This is a genomic window from Halobacterium sp. BOL4-2 (assembly GCF_016917835.2).
Lineage (GTDB): Archaea > Halobacteriota > Halobacteria > Halobacteriales > Halobacteriaceae > Halobacterium > Halobacterium salinarum.
In genome coordinates, this window is sequence record NZ_CP070332.2 from 265,181 (window position 1) to 290,454 (window position 25,274).

30 protein-coding genes are annotated in these 25,274 nt (G+C 68.7%); 17 read left to right on the plus strand and 13 right to left on the minus strand.

Going from position 1 to position 25,274, the window contains the following annotated elements; all coding sequences use genetic code 11:
* The first annotated feature begins 94 nt into the window (after positions 1–94).
* From JRZ79_RS14530 to JRZ79_RS14540, 3 genes are read left to right on the plus strand one after another with little or no spacing between them, the layout of a single operon-like run.
* Positions 95–1,096 carry a rhomboid family intramembrane serine protease gene (locus tag JRZ79_RS14530; protein WP_010902221.1) on the plus strand — a complete coding sequence of 334 codons (1,002 nt, stop codon included), beginning with the start codon at positions 95–97 and terminating at the stop codon, positions 1,094–1,096.
* Between the two features lie 4 nt (positions 1,097–1,100).
* On the plus strand, positions 1,101–1,895 hold the full coding sequence (locus tag JRZ79_RS14535) for an endonuclease V (protein WP_010902222.1): 795 nt from the start codon (positions 1,101–1,103) through the stop codon (positions 1,893–1,895).
* 58 nt (positions 1,896–1,953) lie between these two features.
* A complete protein-coding gene (locus tag JRZ79_RS14540; protein ID WP_205251455.1) occupies positions 1,954–2,775 on the plus strand; it encodes an SDR family oxidoreductase in 822 nt (273 codons plus the stop codon).
* A gap of 15 nt (positions 2,776–2,790) precedes the next feature.
* Here the strand turns inward: JRZ79_RS14540 and JRZ79_RS14545 are convergent, their stop codons facing one another.
* Complete coding sequence (locus tag JRZ79_RS14545) at positions 2,791–3,834, minus strand: ArsA family ATPase (RefSeq protein ID WP_205251456.1); 1,044 nt, start codon at positions 3,832–3,834, stop codon at positions 2,791–2,793.
* 89 nt (positions 3,835–3,923) lie between these two features.
* Here JRZ79_RS14545 and JRZ79_RS14550 point away from each other — a divergent pair, with 89 nt between their 5' ends.
* From JRZ79_RS14550 to JRZ79_RS14560, 3 genes are read left to right on the plus strand one after another with little or no spacing between them, the layout of a single operon-like run.
* Positions 3,924–4,268 carry a nuclear transport factor 2 family protein gene (locus JRZ79_RS14550; protein WP_010902225.1) on the plus strand — a complete coding sequence of 115 codons (345 nt, stop codon included), beginning with the start codon at positions 3,924–3,926 and terminating at the stop codon, positions 4,266–4,268.
* 45 nt (positions 4,269–4,313) lie between these two features.
* On the plus strand, positions 4,314–4,829 hold the full coding sequence (locus tag JRZ79_RS14555; protein ID WP_205251457.1) for a CinA family protein: 516 nt from the start codon (positions 4,314–4,316) through the stop codon (positions 4,827–4,829).
* A 21-nt stretch (positions 4,830–4,850) separates the two neighbouring features.
* The gene (locus tag JRZ79_RS14560; RefSeq protein ID WP_205252422.1) at positions 4,851–5,333 is read left to right on the plus strand and encodes a metal-dependent hydrolase; all 483 of its coding nucleotides are present in this window, start codon (positions 4,851–4,853) and stop codon (positions 5,331–5,333) included.
* 4 nt (positions 5,334–5,337) lie between these two features.
* Here the strand turns inward: JRZ79_RS14560 and JRZ79_RS14565 are convergent, their stop codons facing one another.
* Entirely contained in the window at positions 5,338–6,093 is a 756-nt protein-coding gene (locus JRZ79_RS14565; protein ID WP_205251459.1) for a PHP domain-containing protein, read from the minus strand.
* Positions 6,094–6,201: 108 nt separating this feature from the next.
* Between JRZ79_RS14565 and JRZ79_RS14570 the strand changes: the two genes are divergently transcribed.
* Together JRZ79_RS14570 and JRZ79_RS14575 are read left to right on the plus strand one after the other, a co-directional pair.
* A complete protein-coding gene (locus JRZ79_RS14570) occupies positions 6,202–7,362 on the plus strand; it encodes an acyl-CoA dehydrogenase (RefSeq protein WP_205252423.1) in 1,161 nt (386 codons plus the stop codon).
* A 103-nt stretch (positions 7,363–7,465) separates the two neighbouring features.
* Positions 7,466–7,807: a hypothetical protein gene (locus JRZ79_RS14575; RefSeq protein WP_012289147.1), complete on the plus strand. Its 342-nt coding sequence runs from the start codon at positions 7,466–7,468 to the stop codon at positions 7,805–7,807.
* 9 nt (positions 7,808–7,816) lie between these two features.
* Here JRZ79_RS14575 and JRZ79_RS14580 read toward each other — a convergent pair whose 3' ends face one another.
* From JRZ79_RS14580 to JRZ79_RS14600, 5 genes are all read right to left on the minus strand, one after another.
* The gene (locus JRZ79_RS14580) at positions 7,817–8,254 is read right to left on the minus strand and encodes a transcription elongation factor Spt5 (protein WP_010902230.1); all 438 of its coding nucleotides are present in this window, start codon (positions 8,252–8,254) and stop codon (positions 7,817–7,819) included.
* Position 8,255: 1 nt separating this feature from the next.
* On the minus strand, positions 8,256–8,429 hold the full coding sequence (locus JRZ79_RS14585; RefSeq protein WP_205251461.1) for a protein translocase SEC61 complex subunit gamma: 174 nt from the start codon (positions 8,427–8,429) through the stop codon (positions 8,256–8,258).
* Between the two features lie 63 nt (positions 8,430–8,492).
* Positions 8,493–9,683: a cell division protein FtsZ gene (ftsZ, locus tag JRZ79_RS14590; protein ID WP_010902232.1), complete on the minus strand. Its 1,191-nt coding sequence runs from the start codon at positions 9,681–9,683 to the stop codon at positions 8,493–8,495.
* Between the two features lie 27 nt (positions 9,684–9,710).
* On the minus strand, positions 9,711–11,072 hold the full coding sequence (locus JRZ79_RS14595; protein ID WP_205252424.1) for a D-aminoacyl-tRNA deacylase: 1,362 nt from the start codon (positions 11,070–11,072) through the stop codon (positions 9,711–9,713).
* A gap of 60 nt (positions 11,073–11,132) precedes the next feature.
* Positions 11,133–12,086, minus strand: a complete 954-nt coding sequence (locus tag JRZ79_RS14600; RefSeq protein WP_205251463.1) for a calcium/sodium antiporter — start codon at positions 12,084–12,086, stop codon at positions 11,133–11,135.
* Between the two features lie 77 nt (positions 12,087–12,163).
* Here JRZ79_RS14600 and aroE point away from each other — a divergent pair, with 77 nt between their 5' ends.
* The 6 genes from aroE to JRZ79_RS14630 are packed head-to-tail and all read left to right on the plus strand — an operon-like array spanning position 12,164 to position 16,761.
* A complete protein-coding gene (aroE, locus tag JRZ79_RS14605) occupies positions 12,164–12,964 on the plus strand; it encodes a shikimate dehydrogenase (RefSeq protein WP_205252425.1) in 801 nt (266 codons plus the stop codon).
* A 26-nt stretch (positions 12,965–12,990) separates the two neighbouring features.
* Positions 12,991–13,350 carry a helix-hairpin-helix domain-containing protein gene (locus tag JRZ79_RS14610; protein WP_205252426.1) on the plus strand — a complete coding sequence of 120 codons (360 nt, stop codon included), beginning with the start codon at positions 12,991–12,993 and terminating at the stop codon, positions 13,348–13,350.
* A gap of 14 nt (positions 13,351–13,364) precedes the next feature.
* Positions 13,365–14,831 carry an aminodeoxychorismate synthase, component I gene (pabB, locus tag JRZ79_RS14615; protein ID WP_205252427.1) on the plus strand — a complete coding sequence of 489 codons (1,467 nt, stop codon included), beginning with the start codon at positions 13,365–13,367 and terminating at the stop codon, positions 14,829–14,831.
* Entirely contained in the window at positions 14,828–15,403 is a 576-nt protein-coding gene (locus JRZ79_RS14620) for an aminodeoxychorismate/anthranilate synthase component II (RefSeq protein ID WP_205251466.1), read from the plus strand. The genes pabB and JRZ79_RS14620 overlap by 4 nt, the downstream gene beginning before the upstream one ends.
* Complete coding sequence (locus JRZ79_RS14625) at positions 15,388–16,245, plus strand: aminodeoxychorismate lyase (RefSeq protein WP_205252428.1); 858 nt, start codon at positions 15,388–15,390, stop codon at positions 16,243–16,245. The genes JRZ79_RS14620 and JRZ79_RS14625 overlap by 16 nt, the downstream gene beginning before the upstream one ends.
* 45 nt (positions 16,246–16,290) lie before the next feature.
* On the plus strand, positions 16,291–16,761 hold the full coding sequence (locus tag JRZ79_RS14630) for a Rieske (2Fe-2S) protein (RefSeq protein ID WP_010902240.1): 471 nt from the start codon (positions 16,291–16,293) through the stop codon (positions 16,759–16,761).
* Here the strand turns inward: JRZ79_RS14630 and JRZ79_RS14635 are convergent.
* The gene (locus tag JRZ79_RS14635) at positions 16,758–17,048 is read right to left on the minus strand and encodes a transcriptional regulator (protein ID WP_205252429.1); all 291 of its coding nucleotides are present in this window, start codon (positions 17,046–17,048) and stop codon (positions 16,758–16,760) included. The two genes, JRZ79_RS14630 and JRZ79_RS14635, sit on opposite strands and share 4 nt — an antisense overlap.
* A gap of 58 nt (positions 17,049–17,106) precedes the next feature.
* Here JRZ79_RS14635 and JRZ79_RS14640 point away from each other — a divergent pair, with 58 nt between their 5' ends.
* On the plus strand, positions 17,107–18,096 hold the full coding sequence (locus tag JRZ79_RS14640; protein WP_205252757.1) for an NDP-sugar synthase: 990 nt from the start codon (positions 17,107–17,109) through the stop codon (positions 18,094–18,096).
* Here JRZ79_RS14640 and JRZ79_RS14645 read toward each other — a convergent pair whose 3' ends face one another.
* From JRZ79_RS14645 to JRZ79_RS14655, 3 genes are all read right to left on the minus strand, one after another.
* A complete protein-coding gene (locus JRZ79_RS14645; RefSeq protein WP_205252430.1) occupies positions 18,097–18,819 on the minus strand; it encodes a diphthine--ammonia ligase in 723 nt (240 codons plus the stop codon).
* Positions 18,820–18,865: 46 nt separating this feature from the next.
* Positions 18,866–20,014: a DUF373 family protein gene (locus tag JRZ79_RS14650; RefSeq protein WP_205252431.1), complete on the minus strand. Its 1,149-nt coding sequence runs from the start codon at positions 20,012–20,014 to the stop codon at positions 18,866–18,868.
* A 73-nt stretch (positions 20,015–20,087) separates the two neighbouring features.
* Positions 20,088–20,990: a coiled-coil protein gene (locus tag JRZ79_RS14655; RefSeq protein WP_010902245.1), complete on the minus strand. Its 903-nt coding sequence runs from the start codon at positions 20,988–20,990 to the stop codon at positions 20,088–20,090.
* A 258-nt stretch (positions 20,991–21,248) separates the two neighbouring features.
* On the opposite strand from JRZ79_RS14655, the gene JRZ79_RS14660 reads away from it, so the two are divergent.
* On the plus strand, positions 21,249–21,662 hold the full coding sequence (locus tag JRZ79_RS14660) for a DUF371 domain-containing protein (protein ID WP_205251472.1): 414 nt from the start codon (positions 21,249–21,251) through the stop codon (positions 21,660–21,662).
* A 57-nt stretch (positions 21,663–21,719) separates the two neighbouring features.
* Positions 21,720–22,517, plus strand: coding sequence for an endonuclease III (nth, locus tag JRZ79_RS14665; protein WP_205251473.1), 798 nt, complete (start codon positions 21,720–21,722; stop codon positions 22,515–22,517).
* 1 nt (position 22,518) lies between these two features.
* Here the strand turns inward: nth and JRZ79_RS14670 are convergent, their stop codons facing one another.
* Positions 22,519–23,016 (minus strand): hypothetical protein, encoded by a 498-nt coding sequence (locus JRZ79_RS14670; protein WP_229373392.1) that lies wholly within the window; start codon positions 23,014–23,016, stop codon positions 22,519–22,521.
* Positions 23,017–23,107: 91 nt separating this feature from the next.
* Positions 23,108–25,033 carry a beta-CASP ribonuclease aCPSF1 gene (locus JRZ79_RS14675; protein ID WP_205251474.1) on the minus strand — a complete coding sequence of 642 codons (1,926 nt, stop codon included), beginning with the start codon at positions 25,031–25,033 and terminating at the stop codon, positions 23,108–23,110.
* Positions 25,034–25,274: the final 241 nt, after the last annotated feature.

Below are 25,274 nucleotides of genomic sequence, written 5' to 3' on the forward strand. Positions count from 1 at the left end.
ACGATGGGTTGCCCTGCGACCCGCAAAAGCAACGCGGCTCCTATCAACGCGCCGACCCAAAGCCATAACCACAGCCCACGCCTACGGTGTGTCGATGGCGACGTGTGATCGGTGTGGCACACAGGAACCGATGCCATACCAGTGTCGGCTCTGTGGCGGCACTTACTGCTCTGACCACCGCCTGCCGGAGAACCACGACTGCCCCGGCCTCGAGAACTGGGGCGACCCCAACGGCGTCTTCGACAGCGGCTTCGACGACACCGTCGACGGGCAGGCCACCCAGCAGTCCCGTGGTGGCGGCGGGGGTATCGCCGACGCGATTCCGATCAACACCGGGCCCGGCGGGCTGGTGGCGTACTTCCGGGGGAACGCCGCGTTCCTGTTCCTCGGGGTGATGTGGGTGACGTTCGTCATCCAGTACGGCATCGCGCCCCTGGCCGGGATCACCGACCGTTCCCCGACGTGGTACAACCTCTTCACGCTGAACACCGCCCACCCGGAGTACGTCTGGACGTGGGTGACGTCCGTGTTCGCCCACGGTGGGTTCTCCCACATCGTGTTGAACAGCATCGTGTTGTACTTCTTCGGCCCCATCGTCGAGGACCGCATCGGGTCGAAGAAGTTCGTCGCGTTGTTCCTCGGTGCCGGCATCCTGGCCGGACTGGCGCAAGTCGGCGCGAGCCTCCTGGCGAACCCGGGGCCGGCAGTCATCGCCTCCCAGAACGGCCGGCTCCTGATCAGCGACGCGTTCTCCGCGACGCTCGGCGCGAGCGGGGCGATCGCGGCGCTGATGGGCGTGCTCACCCTGTTGAACCCGGGGCTTCGCATCTACCTCTACTTCGTGATCCCGATGCCGCTGTGGCTCGCCACCGGCCTGTTCGCGGCGTACTCCATTTTCGTCTCGGGCACCGGTGGCATCGGCGCGGGCGGTGTGGCGCAGCTCGCGCACCTGGCCGGACTCGGCATCGGCCTGCTGTACGGCGCGAAGCTCAAACGTGAGGGCGCACGCGCCCCCAACGAACTGCAGTTCGGGGGCGGTCCCGGCGGCGGAATGGGCGGCCCGGGTGGCCCCGGCGGCCCTGGGCGGCGGCGCTGACCGCATGCGCGTCGTTCGTCCCGAGTTCCGCCCGGCCCCCGGGTTGGACACCGACGCCATGGCGTCCCGCCAGCGCGACATCGCGGCCGTGGCCGACTTCGCCGACGACCACGGCCTGACCCCCGAGCGCATCGGTCTCGACGAACCGCCGGGCGAGCAGGCGGCGCTCGGCGGAGCCACCACCAGCGGCGAAGCGGCCCCCGTGGTGGTTGGCGTCGACCAAGCGTTCCGCGACGACGAGGTCTCGGTGAGCGCCGCCGTCGCGATCCGGGACGGCGCCGTCATCGAGCGCGCTGCGGGCAACGCGCCGCTGGACGTTCCCTACGTGCCGGGGTTGCTGGCGTTCCGCGAGGGCAGCGCCGTCATCGACGCGCTGTCGTCGTTGTCGGTCGAGCCGGACCTGCTCGTGGTCGACGGCAGCGGGCGCATCCACTACCGACAGGCGGGTCTCGCCACGCACGTCGGCGTGCTCTTCGACGTGCCGGCGGTCGGCGTGGCGAAGAGCCTCCTCTGCGGGACGCCTGCGGCGGCGCTCGCCGACCCGCTGCCGGCGGGCACCCGGGTAGCGATCGAGGCTGACGATTCGATGGACGCCCCGGACGGCGCCGTGGTCGGCTACGCGCTCCAGTCCCGCCAGTACCCGACCCCGGAGACGCGCCACATCAACCCGCTCTACGTTAGCCCCGGCCACCGTGTGAGCGCCGGGACTGCGGCCGACCTCGTCGAAGCTACCTGCACCCAATACAAGCTCCCCGCCCCGACCCGACTGGCAGATCAGTACGCTGCCGACCTGACGTGACTGCGGGTGGCCGGCCGACTACTCAAGCGTTAATTACCCGGCCCCCGAGGGTCACCGCATGGAGAAGGTCGCACTCGTGACCGGGTGTTCGTCGGGCGTCGGCGCGGCGACGGTACGGTCGCTGACCGACGAGGAGTGGAGGGTCGTCGCGACGGCGCGAGACACGGCCGACCTCGCGGCGCTCGCCGAAGAGACCGGCTGTGAGACCGCCGAACTGGACGTGACCAAGCCCGCGCAGTGCCGCGCCGTCGTCGACGACGCCGTCGACGACCACGGCCGGCTGGACTGCCTGGTGAACAACGCCGGGTTCGCACAGCTCGGCCCGCTGGAGGACGTTCCGCCCCGGAAGCTCCACCGGCAGTTCGACGTGAACGTCTACGGGCCCCACCGGCTGGTCCGGGCCGCGCTTCCCCACATGCGGGAGCGCGGGGAGGGTACCATCGTGAACATCTCCAGCGTCTCCGGGCGCGTGGCCACGCCGGGCATGGGCGCGTACAACGGCTCGAAGTTCGCCCTGGAGGGGCTGAGCGACGCGCTCCGGGGCGAGGTCGCCGAGCACGGCATCGACGTCGCCGTGGTCGAGCCCGGCCCGGTCGACACCGGGTTTCAGGACCGCGCCGACGCCGAACTCGACGCCCTCGACCGCAGCGGTGGCTACGAGCGCATCTACTCGTGGTTCGAGGACGCCAGCGCGGTCAACGGCGTCGGGGCCGTGTCTCCCGAGCGCGTCGCCGACGTGATCACTATGGCGGCCGTCAGCCCGAACCCGGCGGCCCGGTATCCGGTCGCGCAGGCCGGTCGCGTCGGCGTGCTGGCGCGGTTCCTCCCGGACCGCCTGCTCGACGCCGGCTACCGGGTTCTGTTGCGCGTTCTCACGTAGCCCGTCGTCGTCCGATCACGCCAGACAGGCAGCGACGACGCGCAGCGGACGCTCTCCGCACACCTCCTCCGCGAGCAGCGGCACGCGTTTCACCGTGTGCCCCCGGAAGATGTCCTGGGCGTCGGCCAGCGCCTGTTGTTGGACGTCCCAGCGGCGCGCGCAGAACGCACAGTCCTCGTGGTTCGGGGCGACGAACGCGTCCGCGGGCACGTCGGCGACGTCGGCAAGCGGCTCCATCACGCGGTTCACAACCACCGTGTTCACGGGCACGCCGTACTCGTCGAGGCGCGTGATGAGGCGGTTCGACTCCGCCACCGAGAGCTCCTCGGGCACGAGCACCACCCGGAAGTCGGTGCGCTGTGGGTCCGTCAACACTGCCCGCAGCTGTTCGACGCGCTCCTTGACCGCGTCGAGGTCGCCCATCGTCTGCTCGGCGGACGCGTCGTCGTCACCGCCGAACATGCCCGTGAGCCCGTCCATCATGCCGCCCAGTCGTTCGCGGACCTGCATCAGTTGGCCGACCATCGAGTCCATCACCTCCGGGAGCTCGAGCAGCCGGAGCGTGTGCCCGGTCGGCGCGGTGTCGACGACCACCCGATCGAAGCGGTCGTCGTCGAGGTACTCCAGCAGCAACTGCATCGCCGCGGCCTCGTCGGCACCGGGCATCATCGCCGCGCTCCCGTCACCGCCGCCCGGCGCGCCGGCGTCGCCGCCGAGCATCGTCTCCAGGGTCCCCGAGAGCGCGCCGTCCTGGCCGAACATGCCGGTCCGGTCGAGGGCGTCGTCCGGGTCGATCTCCACCGCCCACAGCGGCACGTTCTCGCGGATGCGGTGTGGCCGGCTCGGGATCTCGGCCTCCAAGGTGTCCGACAGCGAGTGTGCGGGGTCCGTCGAGACCACGAGCGTGTTCGTGCCGTCGCTGGCCGACGCCACCGCCGTCGCCGCCGCCATGGTCGTCTTCCCGACGCCACCTTTCCCACCGTACAGCACGTATTCGGCGGTGTCGACCGTGATACCCGGGTCGAGCGAGTCCACCGCCTCGACCTCGATTTCGTCCATGCCGGTAGTCGACGCCCCACGGGGGTCAATCCATTGGTCGCGGCCGCCCGACACGTACTGTTACAGTGGTCCCCGTGCATTGGTGGCGCATGGACCGCTCCGACCTCGTGACCGCGTACTACGACGCCGTCGACGAAGGCGACATCAGCGCTGTCCTGGCGCTGTTCAGCGACGATATCGTCTACGAGCGCCCCGGCACCCCCACCATCGTCGGTACCGACGACCTGGGGCAGTTCTACCGGACCGAGCGCGCGCTCACCGGCACGCACACCGTCCACACGCTCACCGTCGACGGCGATACCGTGGCCGTTCGTGGCACGTTCACCGGCGAGCAGGCCGGCGACCCCGTCGAGTTCGGGTTTGCCGACTTCCACGTCATCCGGGACGGCGCGATCACGGAGCGCCACACGTACACCGACCGTGACACCGTGTAGGCCGGCAGCGGTAGCTTCTTGCTCGTACCCTGGGAACGGGCTGTCATGGACGACTCCGACCCCGATCCGCCGACCGAGCAATCACTCGGCGACGCACTCCGGGACGCCGGCCACACTGTCGCGACCGCGGAGTCGTGTACGGGCGGCCTCATCGGGTCGCTGTTGACGGACGTACCCGGGGCCAGCGCGTACTTCGACCGCAGCTACGTCACGTACTCCTACGACGCGAAACTCGACCACGGCGTGTCCCGCGAGCACCTCGACGAACACGGGGCCGTCAGCGAACCGGTCGCCCGCCAGATGGCCCGCGGCGTCCGCGACCAAGCCGGCACGACCTGGGGGGTCGCCACGACCGGGATCGCGGGCCCCGACGGCGGCACCCCCGAGAAGCCCGTCGGCACCGCCTACATCGGGGCTGCGTACGCCGGTGACTGGGGGACTGCGACCTCGGCGACGACGGTCGTGCGCCGCGAGTTCGACGGCGACCGCCGCGCGATCAAAACGCGGATCGCGCGCGCCGCACTGACCGTGCTCGCAGCGGAACTCGAAAAGGTGACGTGACCTCCGTGCGTCGGCCGCGGTGTGAACAAGGGCGACCACGTGCTGAACGGGATCCTGCTCGCCGTCGGCCTCGGGTTCGCGATCCACCCGGACGGCAGCGTTCGCACGCTCGAAACGATCGCCGCGACGCTCATTCCGGTCGTGCTCGGGACGCTGTTCCCGGACGTCGACACCGACTTCGGGAAACACCGCAAAACACTCCACAACCTGCCCGTGCTCGCCGTGCTGTACGCGTTCCCGTTTTTTACCGGGAACCTCACGTGGGTTTGGGTCGGGGTCGCCAGCCACTACGTCCTGGACGTCGTCGGGAGCAAGCGCGGCATCGCGCTGTTCTACCCGCTGTCGAGCGCGGAGTACGGACTTCCGGTCGGCGTCACCACGTCCTCGAAGTGGGCGAGCACGGCCACCGTCCTCATCACGGTCCTGGAGGTGGCCGTGATCGCGGTCCTGGTTCGCGTGGTCCCCGCGACGGTGCCGCTGAACGCGCTTCCCGCGCCCTACTAGCCGTTCAGTACACCGCGACGTCGTCGAAGCGGCCGTCGTAGGCCACCTGCCGGGGGTGGGTTCGCTCCATGCCCGACAGCACCACTCGGTCGAGTTTCTCCCAGGTGTTCTCGTACCCGAGGTGGAGCTTCTCCGCGATCCGCTGGCGGTAATGACTCAGTCCCGTGTCGTGGTCGACGGTGCGCGACACCCCATCACGGAGCGCAGCCGTCAGCTCCGAGCCGGACGTGATCGTCGTGTCGATGGTCGTCCACACTTCCCCGACGGTGCCCGCCAGGTGGGCGTACGACGACCCGAACGCCGGCATCCCGTGTGTGTCGGCCAGCCGGCGCGCACGGCGGTTGTTGTGCGGGGCGTGTTTCGGGTTGTACGTCTCCACGGCGTCGATCCGGTCGCGGTAGGCTTCGATGTCCGCCGGCGTCAGACTCACGGTCAGAAACCCGGGGTGTGGCGCGAGCACCGCCGCGTCCTGGCGCGCCAGCTCGGTCAACGCCCCGTCGAGTGTGATGTAATCCGGCACGCACTCTTCGAGGCCGATCGCGAGCACGTGTTTGCGGTCCCGGTACGATCCGGTAAACACCTCGCGGGCGGGCACCACCAGGATGTCGTCGTCGCTGTACGCGGCCGCGCGCTCACGAATGGTTGGCAGGCGGGTGAAATGCGGTGCGTACACGAGCACGTCGATGTCCGCGGCTTTCGCGCGCCGAATCACCGTGTCGTTCAACACTTTCACGTGCAAGTCAACCCGAGTCGTCGGCACGCACACTCGTTTGCGTGCGCGGTGTTAGCCGCTTTCGGTCGCGGTGAACGCGTTGCCCGATGTCAGGGGTTTTATCGAACTTATCCGGCTGCAGTCCAACCGCGGCGTATGGACGTCGAGTTGCTGTCCGATGATGTCGTCCCGGAGCACGCCCGTGCCGTGAAACAGGACGCGCGTGCGTTCGCAGCCGAGCACATCGCGCCCCACGCCGAGGAGTACTACGCGTCCGGCGAGTACCCCTGGGAGGTCCTGGAGGCCGCCATGGACGCCGGGCTGGTCGCCCAGGACATCGGCGAGGATTACGGCGGCCGGGGGTTGGATCTCACGCAGATGCTGGCCATCGCCGAGGAGTTCTTCCGCGCGGACGCCGGCATCGCGTTGACCCTCCAGCTCGCGAGCTTCGGAGCGGAGCTCGTCGAGGAGTACGGCACCGCCGCGCAGAAAGACCGGCTGCTCACGCCCGTCGCGAACAACGACCAGCTCACCGGGCTGGCGGTCTCCGAGCCGGAGGTCGGCTCGAACCTCGCCGGCATGCAGACGACCGCCGAGCGGGACGGCGACGAGTACGTGCTCAACGGCGAGAAGTACTGGATCGGCAACGGCGTCGAGGCCGACTGGGTGACGGTGTACGCCAAAACCGGCGACACCGACGACCGGTACATGAACTACTCGCTGTTCGCCGTGCCGACCGACACCGACGGCTACGAGGCCGAACACATCCCCGAGAAGATGGGCATGCGCGCCTCCAAGCAGGCGCACATCGTGCTTGACGACTGCCGCGTTCCGGAGGCCAACCTCATCGGCACCGAGGGTGGCGGGTTCATGATGTTGACCGACTTCTTCAACCACGGCCGGGTTGTCGTCGCCGGCCACGGGCTGGGACTTGCGGCTGCCGCCTTCGAGGAGGCCTGGGACTTCGTTCACGACCGCGCGGGCTTCGGGCGCACCGTCTCGGATTTCCAGTCCGTCCAGCACAGCCTCGCGGACATGCGCATCGAGTTCGAGTCGGCGCGCGCGCTCGCCTACCGGGCCGCCGAGAAGGTGGCCGCCCACGACGAACCGGGGCTGTGGGCGGCGATGGCGAAAACCAAAGCCACCGAGGTCGCAACCGCCAACGCCGAACAGGGGATGCAGTTCCACGGCGGCCGGTCGAATTTCACCGACCGCCGCATCGCCCGCGTCTACCGTGACGTTCGCATCCCTGTCATTTACGAGGGCGCAAACGAGATCCAGCGCAACCTCGTCTACCGGCAGTCCGGCGACCAGTAACCAACACCCACACAACGCCGGCATCCACCACGTGGTGGCGTTGCGTGCTCGTTTTCAGCCCGTTGTCACAACGTTTATGCGAGCACTCAGGCTAGTACCGTGCATGTCTGGGTGGAAGTGCGCGATCGCTGGCTGCGGGTCGACGTTCGGGACCGTCGAGGGACTACTCGCCCACCAGGTCACCGACCACGACGCCCACACGTGTGAGGTCTGCGACGAAACCATCCCGGAGGGGTATTTCGCGATCAAGCACGGGCTCGAAGAACACACGCGCGCCGAGTACGTGCGCTACTACGACGGCGACGCCGCCGCCGTGCGCGAACGCGAGGAGGTACTCGACGCCGTCAACGACGCGCTCGATCCGGCGGTGCTCAAAGACCTGCTCAGCGACGAGCGCGCGAACGCATTGGACACCACCGAGCCGGACCCGGTCACCACGAAGTGACCGCCGGGCCTACCGCTCTTCGCTGTCCAAGACGCGGATCTGGTCGCCCCGGACGGTTACGGGGATCGGCACTGTCGCCTCGTACAACTCCACGGTCACCTGGTCTTTGCCCTCGTCGATGCGCTGCACCTGGGCCTTCTCGCCTTTGAACGGGCCGGCGATGAGCTCGACGATGTCGTTCTCGGCGATGCCCTCGACGTCCGGTTTCGGCGAGAGGAAATGCTCGACCTCCGAGATCCCCGACTCACCCGGGACGAGACTCCGGGCGTGTGGGATCTCGTCCATCGTGCGCTCGATGGCGGCCGTGTCCTCGGCCTCCACCATCACGTAACTCGTCAGCGCGTCGGGCGCGAGCACGGCGTGGATCGTGTCCTCCTCGCGGTTCGCGATCATGCTCGCGACGGTCTGCTCCTGGCTGGCGGTGGTCTTCACTGCGAACACGCTCATCTCAGATCACCGATACGATCCCGCCCATGATGAGGAACACAACGAACCCGATGGCGCCGATCAGCAGGATGCCTGCGCCGGCGATCTTCGCGATCTGGGAGAACTCCTCCCAGGACGGCGTGCTCGCCAGCCGGAGCACCCGGGTGTATGCCGAAAGCTCTAGGGGAACGTCCATACAGGGGGTCAGACGACGCTAACTTTTTTATCTATTGATGCTGCGGCCGGCACAGACCCCGCGTCACTCCACGTAATCGATGTCCTCGATCTCCGAGCCCGCTTGGGGTTCCGGCTCCGGTTCGGGCGTCGACTCCTGTGCCGGGCCGTCGCCTTCGGCGGCCTCGTTTCGGCCGTAAATCTGGGGTGAATCGACGCCGGTCACGACCACCATCGTCCGCATCTCCTCCTGGATCTGCTCGTCGATGCTCGTTCCCCAGATGATGCGGGCGTCCGGGTCGATCCGGTCGTAGAGCTGCTCGACGACCCCCTCAGCCTCCTCGATGCTCATGCCCGGGCCGCCCGTGACGTTCACCAGCGCGGAGTTCGCCGAGGAGATGTCCACGTCGAGCAACGGCGACCGCAGCGCCGACTGCACCGAATCAGCGGCCTTCGCGTCCGAATCGGCCTCGCCAAGCCCGATCATCGCCACCCCGCCTTTCTCCATGACGGTGCGCACGTCCGCGAAGTCCAGGTTCACCAGCCCCGGCTTCGTGATGAGCTCCGTGATGCCTTTCACCGACCGCATCAGCACCTCGTCGGACACCTTGAACGCCTCGCGCACCGGCAGCTTCCCGACCGAGTCGAGCAGCCGGTCGTTGGGCACCACGATCACGGTGTCCGCGACGTCGCGGAGCCGCTCCAAGCCGGCTTCCGCGTTCGTCCGCCGCACCTCGCCTTCCGCGGTGAACGGCGTGGTGACGATCGCGATCGTGAGTGCACCCTGCTCGCGGGCGGCCTTCGCCACGACCGGCGCCGACCCGGTTCCCGTACCGCCGCCGAGGCCGGCGGTCACGAACACCATATCCGACCCCGCGATCGAATCGCGGATCTCGCCTTGGGACTCGATTGCGGCCTCCTCACCGACCTGTGGCAGCGACCCAGCACCCCGGCCTTTGGTCTTCTGTTGCCCCATCAGGATCTTGGTGTCGGCCTCGATGTCGACGAGATGCTGGACGTCAGTGTTCGCCGCAACCAAGTCCGCGCCATGGATCCCCTCCGTAGCCATCCGGTCGACCGTGTTCGACCCGGCACCGCCACACCCAACCACGGTAATATTCGTCTGCAGTTCCTGGAGGACGTCCTCCAGTTCGTTGTCAGTCATCGTGCCGGTCGGGACCGTATCGCCCCCACCGCCAGCGACGTCGGCCGGCTCCGAAGCCGAGTCCTCGGACTCCTCGGCCTCGTCGATGGCGTCCTGTACAATCGAGTCCATTGTTGGCTAACGGGTAGCGTGTGAGGCTTAATTACCTTTCCCCTCATCGTCGGACGGGCGTCGCACGCGCTCTCGCGGCCGCTCGTGGAGGGCAACGTCGGCGCGCACGGTTTCGGTCGTGGTGACCGCTGCCGGCGCGATGGTCCGCCCGTCGTGCTCGATCGCCTCCCCGCTTGCGAGCCGCCCGAACGCCGGGCCTTCGGGCACACCGAGGGCCGCCGCGGCCTCCGGATCGAACACCTCCCGGGTGGCGGTCAGCTCGCCGTCCGCCCGCGACACCGACGCGTACTCGGCGTCGAGCACCGCCGCCACGTCGTCGACAAACGCCTCGTAGGCGTCTGCATCGGGGAACGCCGCTGATCCGGCCAGGCGGCGCCCTGCGTTCACCGTTGTGACGGCGAGTGCGTGACTGCGGCCGGCCGCAACCGTCGCCGCGGTGTCGACGGCGTGGGCGGCGTCGAGCACGGCGTCCGGCAGCTCCACGACGAGATAGCCGCCGGTGTGCGTGGCCGCCGGCTCGCCGAAGCGCAGCCCGTCGTCGACGGTCGTCAGCGACTCTTCCAGGGCAGCCACACGCGACAGCGGGACGCCGTCGGTCTCCCGCACCCACGTCTCCGAGACGACCGTATACCCGAGGTCCCTGATCGTCTCCGTGAGCTCCGGGCGGTCCCCCTCCACCAGCGCGTGCGCCGCACCGCTGGCAGTGAACATCGCGTCGACGACCCCGCGGTGGGCGTCCGGGCGGCCGAGCTCGGTGAGGCTCCAATCGGCGGCCACGTGGCCCACCGGCCAGTCGGTGTCCGCCAGGATCCGTGTCGCCCGCGGGGTGTAATGGCCGCCGCCGAACACCACCACCGCGCGGTCGCCATGCGGGGGGACGCCCCGCAGGTCACGCACTGCGCGTGCGACCGCACGCGCCCCCGCGTCGTCCTGCCACTCGGCGGGCGAACTCCCCAGCTCCACGAACATCGACGGTGCGCCGACGCTCGTCGGGCCGTGGTGGGTGCATTCCATGGCCACGTCGTACTCCGGGGGCGCGTACGACCGCAGCGAGTCAACGACGGCGTGGTGGGCGTTCGGGCACGCCGGGGCGACCGACCGGTCCGCGCCGCCGTACTCCGCCGCTCCGAAGTTCCCCGTGTAGTGTGCGGACAACAACGGGCCGGTGTCGCCGCTGTGCCGGGACACCACCACGACCATGTCGACCGCCGCCTCGAAGGCGTCGGCGGCGTCGTCGATGGTGGTGTGGAGCTCCTCGAACACCCGAACTTCGATCCCGTCGGCGCGGTACGCGTCCGGGCCGATGCGCTCGAAGTCCTCGATTGCACGCAGCTGCGCCCAGATGTGTGTGGACGCCTCGTCGGCGCGACTCACAACGATTCCGATCACGCACACGCCTTCGACAGCCCCGGTAAAACGCCTCCCGGTTGCCGCTCATGCCGCCGGCACTTACGGCACCAGGAAGTAGACGAACCCGCCGTAGGACCCGATCAACACCGCACCCTCGACGCGAGTGATGCGGTCGCCGACCGCCATCATCCCCAGCGCCAACACGGTGAACCCGAGCATCACCGGCAACTCGAAGGCCAGCGTGCCCTTCGTGACGGTGATCGGCACCAGGATCGCAACGATCCCGATCACCGCGAGCACGTTGTAGATGTTCGACCCGACCACGTTCCCGATGGAGAAATCCGCCTCGTCGCGCAGCGCGCTCACGACCGACGTGGCGAGCTCCGGGACCGACGTGCCGAACGCGATGACCGTCAGCCCGATGAACAGGTCGCTGAACCCGAACTCCATGAGGACGCCCCGCCCGCCGGTGATGAGCGCGCGGGAGCCACCGAGCAACAGCAGGATCGCACCCACGAGCACCACGTAGTCGCGGGCGGTGGCGGTCGCGTCGTCGTCCATGTCCACGTCGTCGGGCAGCGACACCTCGTCATCCTGCTGGGCGTGGCGGTATATGTACGCCGTGAACACCGCCAACAGCGCGAGCAACGCGACGCCGTCGAGGGCGCCAAGCGTCCCGTCCAGGGACAGCCCGACGAGCGCCAGCGCGGCCGCAAGCATGAACGGCCCGTGGTGGTACAGCAGCGTCTTGTCGACGTCCATGGGCCGGAGCAGCGCCGCCGTTCCCAACACGAGCCCGATGTTCGCGATGTTCGACCCCACGATGTTGCCCAGCGCGATGCTGTCGCCGGCGGTGATGCCGCCGACCGTGCTGACGAACAGCTCCGGCGCGGTCGTCGCGAACGCCACGACGGTGACGCCGACGGTTGCGGCCTTGATGCCGTGGGAGAGCGCGAGCGCGGAGGCGGCGGACACCAGCAACTCCGCCCCCACGTACAACAGGAGGATGCCGGCAACGAGGATGCCCCCGTTGACGAGCAGCGAGTCGGCCATACGGATCGAAACCAGGCAGCGAGTAAAAAACGGTTCGGTGTGCGACCAGTTATGCTGCTGGCGCGACGAGCCGGCGCATGGACGTCTACGGACTGATCGGGAACCCGGTCGGGCATTCGCTGTCGCCGCCGCTGCACGCGGCCGCCTACGACGAGTGCGGGCTCGACGCCCGGTACGTGACCTTCGAGCCGGCACCGGACGACGCCGCGGCCGCCATCCGAGGGGCTGGCGCGCTCGGCGTGGCGGGGCTGAACGTCACCGCGCCGTTCAAGCAGTCGGCCGCGTCGGCGGTGGCGACCGACTCGATGGCCGCCCGGGTGGGCGCCGTCAACACCATCGACTTCTCCGGGGCCGCGCCCCGCGGGTACAACACCGACGTTGCGGGCGTGAAGCGCGCGTTCGCCCACCACGACGTGTCGCTGTCGGGCACGCAGGCTGTGGTCGTCGGCGCGGGTGGTGCCGGCCGCGCCGCCGCGTTCGCGCTCGCCGACGCCGGGGCGACCGTTCGGATCGCCAACCGAACACGGGCGGCCGCCGACGAACTCGCCGCCGACGTGGGTGGCACGGCCGTCGGCCTCGGTGACCTGCCGCGGAGCCTCGCCGACGCGACGGTCCTGGTCCACGCCACCACGGTGGGGATGGACGACCCGGACACGTCGCCGGTGTCCGCCGACGCCCTCCACGACGATCTCGCCGTCCTAGACGCTGTGTACTCGCCGGTTGAGACGCGGCTGCTGCGGGACGCCGCGGCCGCCGGCGCAACCACGATCGACGGCGCGTGGATGCTGCTTTATCAGGGTGTCGAGGCGTTCGAGCGCTGGACCGGCCTGGACGCCCCCGTGGCGGCGATGCGCGCCGCCCTCCGTGCACGGCTTTAAGTCCGCCGGGGGTATATGTGCGACCAATGGGTCTGCTCTCGAAACTCAAGTCGTTGTTCGGGGCTGCTGACAACGACCACCCGCCAGGCAGTGGCGTCGACATCACTGTCGAGCACGAGCCCGACGCCACCACCGAGCGCGCCGTCAAAGGCGCGGAGTCGACGCCCCAGACCGCCGACGACAGCCAGCCCGCGGACGCCGAGCCGGCCGCCGGCGATCTCACCGACATCACGGGCATCGGGCCGGCGTACGCCAGCCGCCTCGCGGACGCCGGCGTCACGACACCACAGGAGCTGGCCGCCGCCGACACCGACGACATCGCGGCGGCGACGGATCTCTCCCCGAAACGCATCCGGCGCTGGCGCGACCGCGTCGGCGACCAGTAACGTGGCGACACCGCATGCCTGACTCGGCGGCGCTTGCGACCGACCCCGCGGCGTTCCGCGACGCCGCCGGCGACGCCACAGCACCGACGCGTGCCGTAGTCGAGGCGCGCCTGCCGGTCACCGACCCGTTCGCGGCGTACCGGCGCGCCCGCGGCGACGCCCCGTCGTTCCACTACGAGACCACCGGCGGCAGCGACGGCTGGGGCTACTTCGGCGTCGATCCGGCGTCGATGCTGCGGGCCGACGGGGCGGGCGCGCTCGACACCGTCCAGGCCGCCGTCGGCGCGCGCCTCGCTCGGGTCGGTTGCGACGTCCCACACCCCGGCGGCCTGTTCGGCTGGCTCAGCTACGACATCGCCCGCGAACTCGAAGCGATCCCTGACACCACCACCGACGCGCGCGGGCTGCCCCGCCTCCAACTCGGCGTCTACCCCACGATCGCGGCGTGGCGCGAGCCGTTCACGCCTGGGGACGACCTCCGCCTGATCGCCGCCGTCCCGGTCGACGAGTACACCCCCGACGGCGCGTTCGAGGCCGGCCGCGACCGCGTGCAGTCGCTTGCGGCAGCCATCCGGGACGGCGACCCCGCGGTCGGCCCGCCACCCGCCGACTCCCCCGCGCCGTTCGAGAGCGCGGCCGGCCGCGCGGCGTTCGAGGCGCGGGTCCGTCGCATCCAGGACGCCATCCGGGACGGCGACACCTTCCAGGCGAACGTCAGCCACCGCCTCGACGCCCCGGCGGCCGTCCACCCGGTGGCGGTGTTCGAGGCGCTCCGGGACACCAACCCCGCGCCCTACTCGGGGATCGTCGAGTTCCCGGGCGTCGATCTGGTGTCGGCCAGCCCGGAGCTGCTGCTCGCGCGGCGCGGCCGCGAGCTCACCACCGAGCCGATTGCGGGCACACGCCCCCGCGGGGCCACCCCCGCCGAGGACGACGCCGCCCGGGCGGCGCTCCGCGCCGACGACAAGGAGCGCGCCGAGCACGCGATGCTGGTCGATCTGGAGCGCAACGACCTCGGGAAGGTCAGCGAGTACGGCTCCGTGGCGGTCCCGGACTACCGGCGCGTGGACGCGTACAGCGAGGTGTTGCACCTCGTCAGTGAAGTCACGGGCCGGCTCCGCGAGTCGTGTTCGCTCCGTGACGCGATCGCCGCGGTCTTTCCCGGCGGAACTATTACCGGCGCGCCCAAGCCCCGTACAATGGCGCTCATCGACACCGCCGAAGCCACCCGCCGGGGTCCCTACACGGGCAGCCTCGCCGCCATCGGGTTCGACGGTGACGCCACGCTCAGCATCACCATCCGAACGCTCGTCAGACGCGCCGCCACCTACCACCTGCGCGTCGGCGCCGGCATCGTCCACGACTCCACGCCCGCAGCCGAATACGACGAAACCCTCGCGAAAGCCCGCGCACTCGTCACCGCGCTGGGGGACGCCGGCGGCATCGGGCGCGTCGCCGACACGACGCCCGACAACTCGTGACCCGCATCCTCGTCGTCGACAACTACGACTCGTTCGTGTACAACCTCGTGCAGTACGTCGGCGCGGCCGCCGACGACGTGGTCGTTCGGCGGAACGACGCCATCGACACCGCCGCCGTCCGCGACCTCGACCCGGACGGGATCGTCGTCTCCCCCGGCCCCGGCACGCCCGCCGACGCGGGCGTCACCGTCCCCGTGTTCCGTGAGTTGTCGTACCCGACGCTCGGCGTGTGCCTGGGCCACCAGGCGCTGTGCGCCGCCGCGGGTGCCACGGTCACGGCCGCCCCACGGGTCGTCCACGGCAAACCCTCGACGGTCCGCCACGACGGAACGGGCGTCTTCGCCGGGCTCCCGGACACGTTCGACACCGGCCGGTACCACTCGCTGTCCGTCCCGGAATCGGGGCTGCCCGATGCGGTGGTGCCGACCGCGCGCACGACCGACGGCGTCCTCATGGGGGTCCGACACCGGGACGCGCCACACGTCGGCGTGCAGTTCCACCCCGAAAGCATCCTCACACCGGTCGGCTCCGACCTCATCACCAACTTCCTCTCCCTATGCGATACCACGTAAACGGCGCGCTCGTGGACGCCGCCGACGCAACCGTCAGCGTCCGCGACCGCGGCTTCCAGTACGGCGACGCAGCGTTCGAAACCATGCGCGCGTACGGCGGCCAGACGTTCGCCTGGACCGCCCACTACCGCCGCCTGCAGGCCACCTGTGACTCGCTGGGCATCGACCACGGCCTCTCGGAGGCGGCGCTGCGGGGGCGCGTCCACGAGACGCTCGCCGCCAACGACCTCGCGGACGCCTACGTCCGGCTGTCGATCACTCGGGGCGTCCAGGACGGCCGGCTCACCCCGCGGGACACGACCGATCCGACCGTCGTCGTGGTGGTCGACACGCTCCCCCGCGGCGGCGTCGACGGCGACCCGGTCTGGTCGATGCCCGCCACCGTCGAAACCACGACGGTCACCCAACACCGCGACACCACCATCCCCAGCACCGCGAAAACCCACAACTACCTGCCCGGCGTGCTCGCCCGCCGCGACATCGCCGCCGACGCCGACGAAGCGCTGTTCGTCACGCCCGACGGCCACCTCACGGAGGGCGCTGCGAGCAACCTCTTTTTCGTCGCCGACGGCACCCTCTACACGCCCAGCGGCGATCTCGACGTGTTGCCCGGGATCACGCGGTGGGCGGTCGCCGAACTCGCCGCCGAGCACGGGCTCACGGTGCACACGGGCGCGTACACGCCGTCCCGGCTCTACGACGCCGACGAGGCGTTCCTCACGAACACCACCTGGGAGGTGCGCCCCATCGCGCGCGTCGACGACGCCACGTACGACACGTGCCGGATCGGGGCCGCCCTCGCCAGCGCGTACAACGCCGAGATCGAACGCCGCCACTACTAGGGGCCACCAGTGCGTTCAAGCAGCCCGCGCCAATACGCACTGGTAATGGTTGACGGCGACACCGACGGTGGGGACGCCGCTGAGCCGGCCCCCGGCGACGGCGCACAGATCGCGTCCGTGACGGACCTCCAGGCCGGCGACAGCTTCCGGTTCACCGTCCGGGACCGCGACAGCGGCGACGAACAGGAGGCGATCCTCGTGGCGCTGTCCGACGGCTCGATCACGGGCTGGCTGAACTACTGCATGCACTGGACGGACGTCACACTCGACTCCGGGTCGGGCGCAGTCCGCGACGGCGAACTGGTCTGCCGGAAACACGCAGCCACCTTCGACCCCACTTCCGGCGTCTGCACACACGGCCCGTGTGAGGGGGCGACACTCACCGCCGTCGACGTGACCGTCCAGGACGGCACCGTCTCGCTGACCGATCCGGACTACGAGTTCGTCATGCAGGGCGTCGACCCCGGCGACCCCGCGGACCTGTCCACGTCCCCGGGCTCCCGCATCGGGTTCTAAGCCGACTCCACGACGAACGCCGGCTCCGCGATCGACTCGCTTTTGCACTCCGGACACCGCGACGGCACGTTCACGGGGTCGTCGAAGTCCTCGAAGCCACAGTCCCGGCACGCCGGCGGTCGCACCAGCAACTCCTCGTCGGCGCTGTCCAGGCTCTCGGCGATATGCCTGACGTGGGTCAGGGCTGTTCCGCGCGCCACGTCGAACGCCGCCGCGACCTCGCTCGGCGTTGCCGGCTGCTCGCGGAGCGCCGCCCGGACGCGCTCTCGGGTGGTTCGGTCGTCCATACGTAGCCAGTGTCGCCGGATGAAAAAGGACTTACCGGACCGTGTGGACCTGGTTGATATGAAAGCCGTCGTGCTCGCCGGCGGATACGCGACCCGGCTTTGGCCGATCACGAAAGACCGGCCGAAGATGTTCCTGCCGGTCGGCGACTCCACCGTCATCGATCGCATCTTCGCGGATCTCGAATCCGACGACCGCATCGACACCGTCTACGTCTCCACCAACGAGCGGTTCGCCGACGAGTTCCGCAGCCACCTCGCGGAGCGCTCCTTCGAGAAGCCGCAGCTGTCCGTCGAAGACACCACCGACGAGGACGAGAAGTTCGGCGTGATGGGCGCGCTCGCGCAGCTCGTCGACCGTGAATCCATCACCGACGACCTGGTCGTGATCGCCGGCGACAACCTCATCTCCTTCGACGTTTCCGCGTTCGTGGACTTCTTCGCCGCGGACGACGCCGACAACCCCGCGATCGCCGCCTACGACGTGGGCAGCTACGAGCGCGCGCAGTCCTACGGGTTGGTCGAATTGCACGGTGACGAGGTCATCAACTTCCAGGAGAAGCCCGACGACCCCAACAGCACGCTGGTCTCCATCGCGTGTTACGCCTACCCCGAATCGGTCGTCGAGGACATCGACACGTACCTCGCCGCCGACGGCAACCCCGACGAACCCGGGTGGTTCGTGGAGTGGCTACAGGACCGCCAGTCCGTCCGCGCGTTCACGTTCGAAGGCGCCTGGTTCGACATCGGCACTCCGGAGTCGTACCTCGACGCCGTCGCGTGGACGCTCGACGGCGACAGCATCGTCGCCGACGACGCCACCATCTCCAACACCACCATCGGCGAGAACGTCCACGTGTTGCCCGGCGCCGAGCTGACCAACTCCACGGTTTCCAACAGCGTCATCTTCCCCGACGCCACGCTCCGGGACTGCGACGTCCGTAACTCCATCATCGACGAGGACACCGTCCTGGACTCCATCGACTTCTCGGGCGCGCTCATCGGCGCCCACACCACCATCGAGAACGGCCACGACGCGGACGGCCGCTAACTACGGCCCGAGGCACGCCTCGGTGATCTCGATGTGCCCGCGGTCGCCCGCCCACACGGTCTCGTAATCGAGTCTGATCGGGCGGTCCATATGCGGGGCGTCGGTCACCAGCGTTTCGAACTCGCCGCCCTCGCCGAGCACGTGGACGCCGTACTCGTCGTTGAGCGCGGCGAGCGCCGCCAGCGCGTCACGGTCGAGGCGTCGTCCCAGCCACGACTCGTCGAGCCCGTAGGCCGCCACCTGAATGATGCGGATCTCGAACCCCGCTGTGAGCATCGCATCGGCCAGCTCGCGGGGCGGCTGCTGCCAGAGGGGCGCGTACAACTCACACCCAAGCCGGTCGCACATTCCCTCCATGCGGCTGGTCTGGAAGTCGCTCTCGACGGCCCCCGCGATCACGCCCGCGAGCCCGTCGTCCAGGGTATCGGCTACGTCGGTCACGGCGTCCTCCAGCGGTTCGAGCTCGGTGTCGCCCTGCGCGCCCGCGTCGGCTACGTCCGCCGTCTCGAAGGCGTCCGGCGTCACGTTCACCACTGGGATGCCGATGCTCTCGGCGGCGAGCTCCGCGAGCCGCGTCGCCGGGACGTGGTACATGTACGAGTCGCTCTCCGGATGCACCGTCACCAGCCGGCCGACGTCCAAGCCGGCTTCAAGCGCCCGGTAGAGCGCCCACGAGGAGTCTTTGCCCCCGGAGAACAGGCCCACCCATTGTCCGTCAGTCATGCCGACGCGTTGTCCCACCAGCCCGATATACTTGCTCTTCGCGGCGTCACTGCTCGGCGGAGCGCTCCACGTCGCGGATCGTCACGCCCGAGACGTACGTCGCAACGCGAATCCCCGCAACGCTCACCAACACCCCCAACACGACGAACACCGCGAGCCGTTGCTCGGGGGAGACCCGGAACCCCCGCACGGAGAGCGCGCCCAGCGCGGCGCTCGGGGCAGTCAACGGGGCCACGATGCCGGCGCGCTCCATGAAGTACACCGCGAACCCGCGAACCACGAGACCAACCGCAAGCACGCCGAACGGCAGGTTCACGAACGACGTGCGCACGTCGTCGTTGCGGATGTACTCGTCGAACAGCCGGCCGCCGCTGGCGGTGAGCGCGCCCAACGTGACCCAGGGAATGCTGTAGTAGGTGAACGTCATCGCGGCCACAAGCCGGGACAGCCCTGCGGCCTGGTTCGTGAGCCCGAGCGCACCCGCAAACACACCCACGAGTCCGAGGCCGCCCGCGACGACGTACGTCACAATCGACACGCGCCCGGAGTACAACGCGTCCCGCGCCTGCCCGGGGAGCGCGGCCACGTACTCGTCGACCCCCAGGCCCTTGTACAGTAAGAACAACCCGATCACGGTGGTGATGCTGGCCGCTGCAACCGCGAGGCTGCCCGTCACCATCATCAACCCGGGGAACACGAGCAACACGATCCCGACCGGAACCAGCACGGTCTGGCGCAGCTCCTCGTCGGCGAGGAACTGCTTCAGGAGGTAGTACGTCGACTCCAAGTCTCGGGCCTGGCGCACGACCACGCGATCGACCGCGTCGACCTGAATGCGGCTTTCGACGATCGGCACGACGCGCTCGTCGGCCGCGCTGTCGACCACGACCACACAGGAGTCCGGGTCGTGGCGGTCCACGAGGCTGTCGAACTGTTGGGCGACCGACCGATCCGCGGTCACCCCATCCCCGGTCGCCGACACCGCCGCCACCACGGCGTCGTCCGCGCCGTCCCGCAAGTCCCGCGTCACGCGCAACGCCTCCAGGAGGCAGTTGACACTCGCGTCCTCCGGATCGGCAACGCCCATATCCGTGACCAACGACTGTACGGCCTCCCAGCCGGCGATCGGCGTCCGCAGTCCGGTCTGTCGGGAAATATCACCGGCCCGGTCGACGCACACCACCAGCGTACGCATCTCTCGGTTCGACGGTTACGTCCCCATCACAAAAACTTCGCGGGGCTGCCACGGCCGACGGCACGCGAACCCGTTACAGGTGGCCGGACTTCTGGAGCTTGCGGAGGTCCTCGGTGTCGAGGGTCTCGCCCTCCTTGAACCGCTCGTAGATCTCCTCGGCTTCCTCGCGGGCTTCCTCCTGCTCTTGGGCGCGCTTGTCCTTCTCCTCTTCTTCTTCCTGCTTGTCGAGTTCACGCAGTCGCTTCTGGACCTCGACGAACGCCTCGTGGTGGGCGTCGGCCGCTTCCTGGGCTTCGACGAAGTCCTCGTGCATCTCGTCGGCCTCGTCCCGGATGTCGTCGGCCTCCCGATAGGCCTCGATCATCTGGTTGTGGTGCTCTTGGGCCTTGTCCGCGAGCTCCGTCACCTTCTCGTGGTGCTTGGAGGCTTCCGCTCGCACCGACTCGGCCTCCTCGACGAGCCCTTCCAGGTCGCCGGACTGGTCGAGTTTCTCCTCGCGGTCCTGGTACTCCTCGCGCTTCCCCTCGATCTTCTCGATGAGTTCGCGCTCGTCCTCGGTGGACAGGACTTCGGTCTGTTGCTTGAACTCCAGCTCCTCGATCTCCTCTTTGAGCTGTTCGAGGTCCTTGCCCTCGTCGAGCTCGAGGTCCTCTTTGCGCTGCTCGACCTCGTCGAACAGCTCGTTGGCGTCCGCGTTCAGATCGTTGCGGATCTCCTTGTGCTCCTGGACGCGCTCGTTGAGCTCGTCGCGCTTCTCGCGGTGCTCTTGGGCTTCGTCGACCTTCTCTCGGGTCTTGGCGTTCAGGTCGTCGCGCTCCGACGCCCGGGAGCTCGCGAGCTGATTCAGCTCGTTGCGCCGGTCGCGGAACTGGCCGGCGTTCTTGATGAGCTGGCCCTTGGATTTGTTCTGGAGTTCGTCGTCAGTAATGAGTTCGTCGGCGGTCGATACCTCGATGGTTGTTTCTTCCTCAGCCATTGTTCAAACCTCGATGCCATTCCGCTGGCGCGCTCGCGATAGCAGTCGCTCGAGAGGTCGTCCGTTCCGGTCGGAAGGAGAACGTCCTGTCATTCTCTCGGGCTGTACACGAACGCTCGCAGCGTTCAGGTGACAAGTAGTACTCCGGGATACCACTTAACGTTTGCGTGTGTCCGGCCCCCGTGCCTGCCACCCCCGCTGTCCGTGACCCCGCCCCCGAACGCCGTCCACAAGTGCGTTCGGCTGCTGCCCGGGCGTATGGATGTCTCCGTGAGTGCCACCGGCCACGACAACGTCACCGCACGCCACGACAGCACGCTCGAACTCACCACCGACGACTTCCTCACGCCGGCCGGCGACTGCATCCTCGGCATCGACGCTGACTGCTCGCCAGCGGCGTTCAGCGACGCGTTCGTCGCCGCCTGCCAGGACGCCGCCGCCACCATCACGCTCGTCCTCGATACGCCCCACCACCGCGACGAAATCACGGGCTCGGGCCACCCCGACCTCACCTTCACGAACGACCGCAGCATGGTCGGCCGCACCAGCACGTACGTCGACGACCGCACGGTCTTCGTGGACGCCGACAAGGCCGCCGCGGACGTCGACCGCGAGCTGGTCGCTGCGCTCGCCGACGGCGCGCCGCTCACCGCCACGCTGCGCGTCGACTGACGGTACAGCCGCCCCGAACACCCGGGATTTAGGGGTGGCTCGCCCCGAGCGTTCGGTATGGCTGATGAGCCAGCCGAGAACATCGCCGGTGGAGACGACAGCCGCCCGACCACGTTCGCGTCCGGCGCGGACCCGACGCAGGCAGCGCTCGTGGTCGACCGCCTGGGGGAGCTGTACTGGCAGAAAACCTACGGCGGCCGGGCCGCCTTCGAGTGTCTGGTGCGCACGATTCTCAGCCAGAACACCAGCGACAAAGCCAGCCAACCCGCCCACGACGCGCTCATGCAGCGCTACGGCGCGGCCGCCGACGACCTCGCGGCGGCGCTCGCCGATGCCGACCAAGACGTGCTCGCGGACACGATCTCGATGGCGGGCCTCTACAACCAGAAGTCGGCCACGATCATCCGGATCGCCGGCCGCGTCTGCGAGGAGTACGGCGGCGCGGACGGCTTCGACGCGTTCGTGCGCGAGGGCGACCCCGACGCCGTCCGGGCGGCGCTCCTGGACATGACCGGCGTGGGGCCGAAGACCGCCGACTGCGTGTTACTGTTCGCCGGCGGCGCTCCCGGCGTGTTCCCCGTCGACACACACGTCCACCGGATCGCCCGGCGCATGGGGATCGCGCCCGCGGCCGCCGACCACGAGGCCGTCCGCGCCGCGCTCGAAGCCGCGGTTCCCGACGCCGCCTGCGGGTTCGGACACACCGCAATGATCCAGTTCGGCCGGGAGTACTGCACGGCACGCGACCCCGCCTGCATCGACGATCCTGCGGCGTGCCCGCTGGCCGAACACTGCGATCGCGTCGGCGTCGACGCCGCCACCGGCGCGGTTGTCGACCCCGCCGACGCCGACTAACTCAGGACTGGGTGGCGTTGCGGGTGACGTTCCTCAGCGTGTCGGTGCCGATGGTCGCGTTCTCCAGGGACGTGTTGTTGGCGATCGTTTCGTTGCCCTCGTAACTGAACTCCGTGTCCGACGCCGGGCCGGCACTGAGGAACGGCAGGTTGAGCTCCCACTCCGCGCTCACGGAGAACCGCGAGAACGGATCAGAGAGGAACTCCTCCAGGGGCCCGATCCCGTCGAACTGCAACTGGAGGTCGATGACGATGACCCGGGTGTCGAGCGCGGTTCCGACCGCGCTGAACCCGAGATCACCGGCACCACCGAGGTTCGTCAACAGATCGAGGTGGAGCCAGAACGTGATGTGGGGGCTGTCACCCCCGACGTCGAACCGGTACCCGCCGTCACCGTCGACTTTCGGCCCGCTGCCCGCCTGCTGGGCGGCACCACCGCCGGTGAACGCGACGAGCACGACGATGGCCATTCCGATCGCGCGAAGCGGCGGGCGATTCACGCCAACACATACCGGTGGTATGATAATAGACCTGTCGGAACACCGATCACAGTTGATAGGTCACCGCGACCACCGCCACGGCTGTGGCCGGCTACACGAACCGGAACGTTTCGAGGTTCTTCGGCGCGAACGTCCGCATGTTGAACTCGTGGTACAGCGCCGACGAGAGGTCCTGTGTGGAGGACTCGTCGCCGTGGACGCACAGCACTTTCTCCGGCCGGGGGTTCATCGTGCGCACGAAGTCTTCGAGGCCCTGGCGGTCGGCGTGTCCGGAGAAGCCGTCGACGGTTTCGACGCCCATGTTGAGTTGGAGGTGCTCGGTGCGGCCGCCGCCCCGAGAGTCGGGCATCGGGATCTTGTCCCGGCCGGACTGAATGCGGCGGCCAAGCGTGCCCTGGGCCTGGTAGCCGACGAACGTCAGCGTCGAATCGGGGTCCGGCGCGATGTGTTCGAGCCACGACATGATGGGGCCGCCGGAGACCATCCCCGACGTCGAGAGGATGATACACTGGTCGTCGTCGGCGACCGCTTGGCGTTCCTCCTCGCCGCCGTCGATGTGGTTGAACTGGGGCGCGAGGAACGGATTGGAGTCGCTGTGGAAGATGCGATCCCGGAGGTCGTCCCGGAGGTACTCGGGGTAGGTGGTGTGGATGGCAGTGGCCTCCCAGATCATGCCGTCGAGGTGGATGGGCATCTCGGGGATCTCGCCCTCCCGCATCGCCTCTTCGAGCACGAGCATCATCTCCTGGGACCGGCCGACGGCGAACGCCGGAATGAGGACCTTGCCGCCGTCCTCGTAGGTCTCGTTGATGACGCGTTTGAGCTTGCGCTCGGAGTCCTCCTGGTCGGTCTGGTAGTCGTTGCGGCCGCCGTACGTGGACTCCATCACGAGCGTCTCCACGCGCGGGAAGTCGTTGACAGCGCCGTTGAACAGTCGGGTGTCGTCGTAGTGAATGTCCCCGGAGAACGCGACGTTGTAGAGGCCGTCCCCGATGTGGAAATGGGAGACGGCCGACCCGAGGATGTGACCGGCGTTGTGGAACGTGAGTTTCACGTCCGGCGCGATGTCAGTGACATCGCCGTACTCCAGGGGGATGCAGTGCTTGATCGCTTCCCGCACCATCTCGGAGTCGTACGGCGGTGCCCGCCCCTCCTTCGCGGCCACGTCCAAGTAGTCCAGGGTCAACAGACCCATGAGGTCCCGGGTCGGCTCCGTGCAGTAGATCGGGCCGTCGTAGCCGTACTTGAACAGCAGCGGAATGAACGCCGAGTGGTCGAGGTGGGCGTGGGTCAAAATCACCGCGTCGATCGTGTTCGCGCCGCCCGCCAGCGCCTCCTGGACCTGCAGATACGGGACTTCGTCCTCGCTGCCGGGTTTGTCCCCGCAGTCGACGAGAATCCGCGTTTCCGGCGTCGAAAGCACGAAGCTGGCGCGCCCGACCTCCCGACAGCACCCCAGGGTCGTCACGCGCACGTACTCGTCGTCCTGCATCTCCTCACGGTGGATCTGGCGCCCGACCGTTTCGAGGATGTCGCGGCGCTCGTCGCGCTCCTGTTTGAGGAAGTTCCGGACGTTCGAGACCGTCGAGGACTCGATCGGTGGCGTGCGCACGACCTCCGGAGTCCACCCGGCTTCCTGTGTGATCTCCCGCAACGTGGAGCCGTGGCGGCCGATCACCATGCCGGGCTTCTCGGCTTCGATGACCACCTCGCCGGTGTCCTCGTGGAAATCCAGGTTCGTGACGCCGGCCTCCTCGGGGATCACGTCGAGGACGCGGTCGCGGGCGCGCTTCGGGCTGGAGAGCACCGCCGGATCCGGCCGCACGGTGATGCGCTTCCGGAGCTTGGACGCCAGCCGGCGAACGAGGTCGCCGTCCTGTGCGAACTGTTTGGGGTCCCGGGTGTAGACGACGAGCTCGGGGCCTTCGTATTTGACATCGGTGACCGAGATGTCCGCCGGAATTTCGCTGACGATTTCGTCCTGTAACTCCTCAAGTTGACGGTCTACAGTACTCATAATCGGTTAACACGGGGTTCCCGAGTGTGGCGACACCGTCCGTAACGGACCTGCGACGATGTGGGCCGGTGTGCGCGGGGCCCAGGGGGCACGGTGGCAACCACAGCGGTATCATTGGCAGTAGTGAGATGCTGTTCCCGGCCGGCCGTCGGCCGGGCCGCGGGAACGATGTGGAAGAACCCGCTTGCAACCTGGTAGACAGTCAGGTTATAAAAGTCTTGGCAAACCATGTGTGCGATCC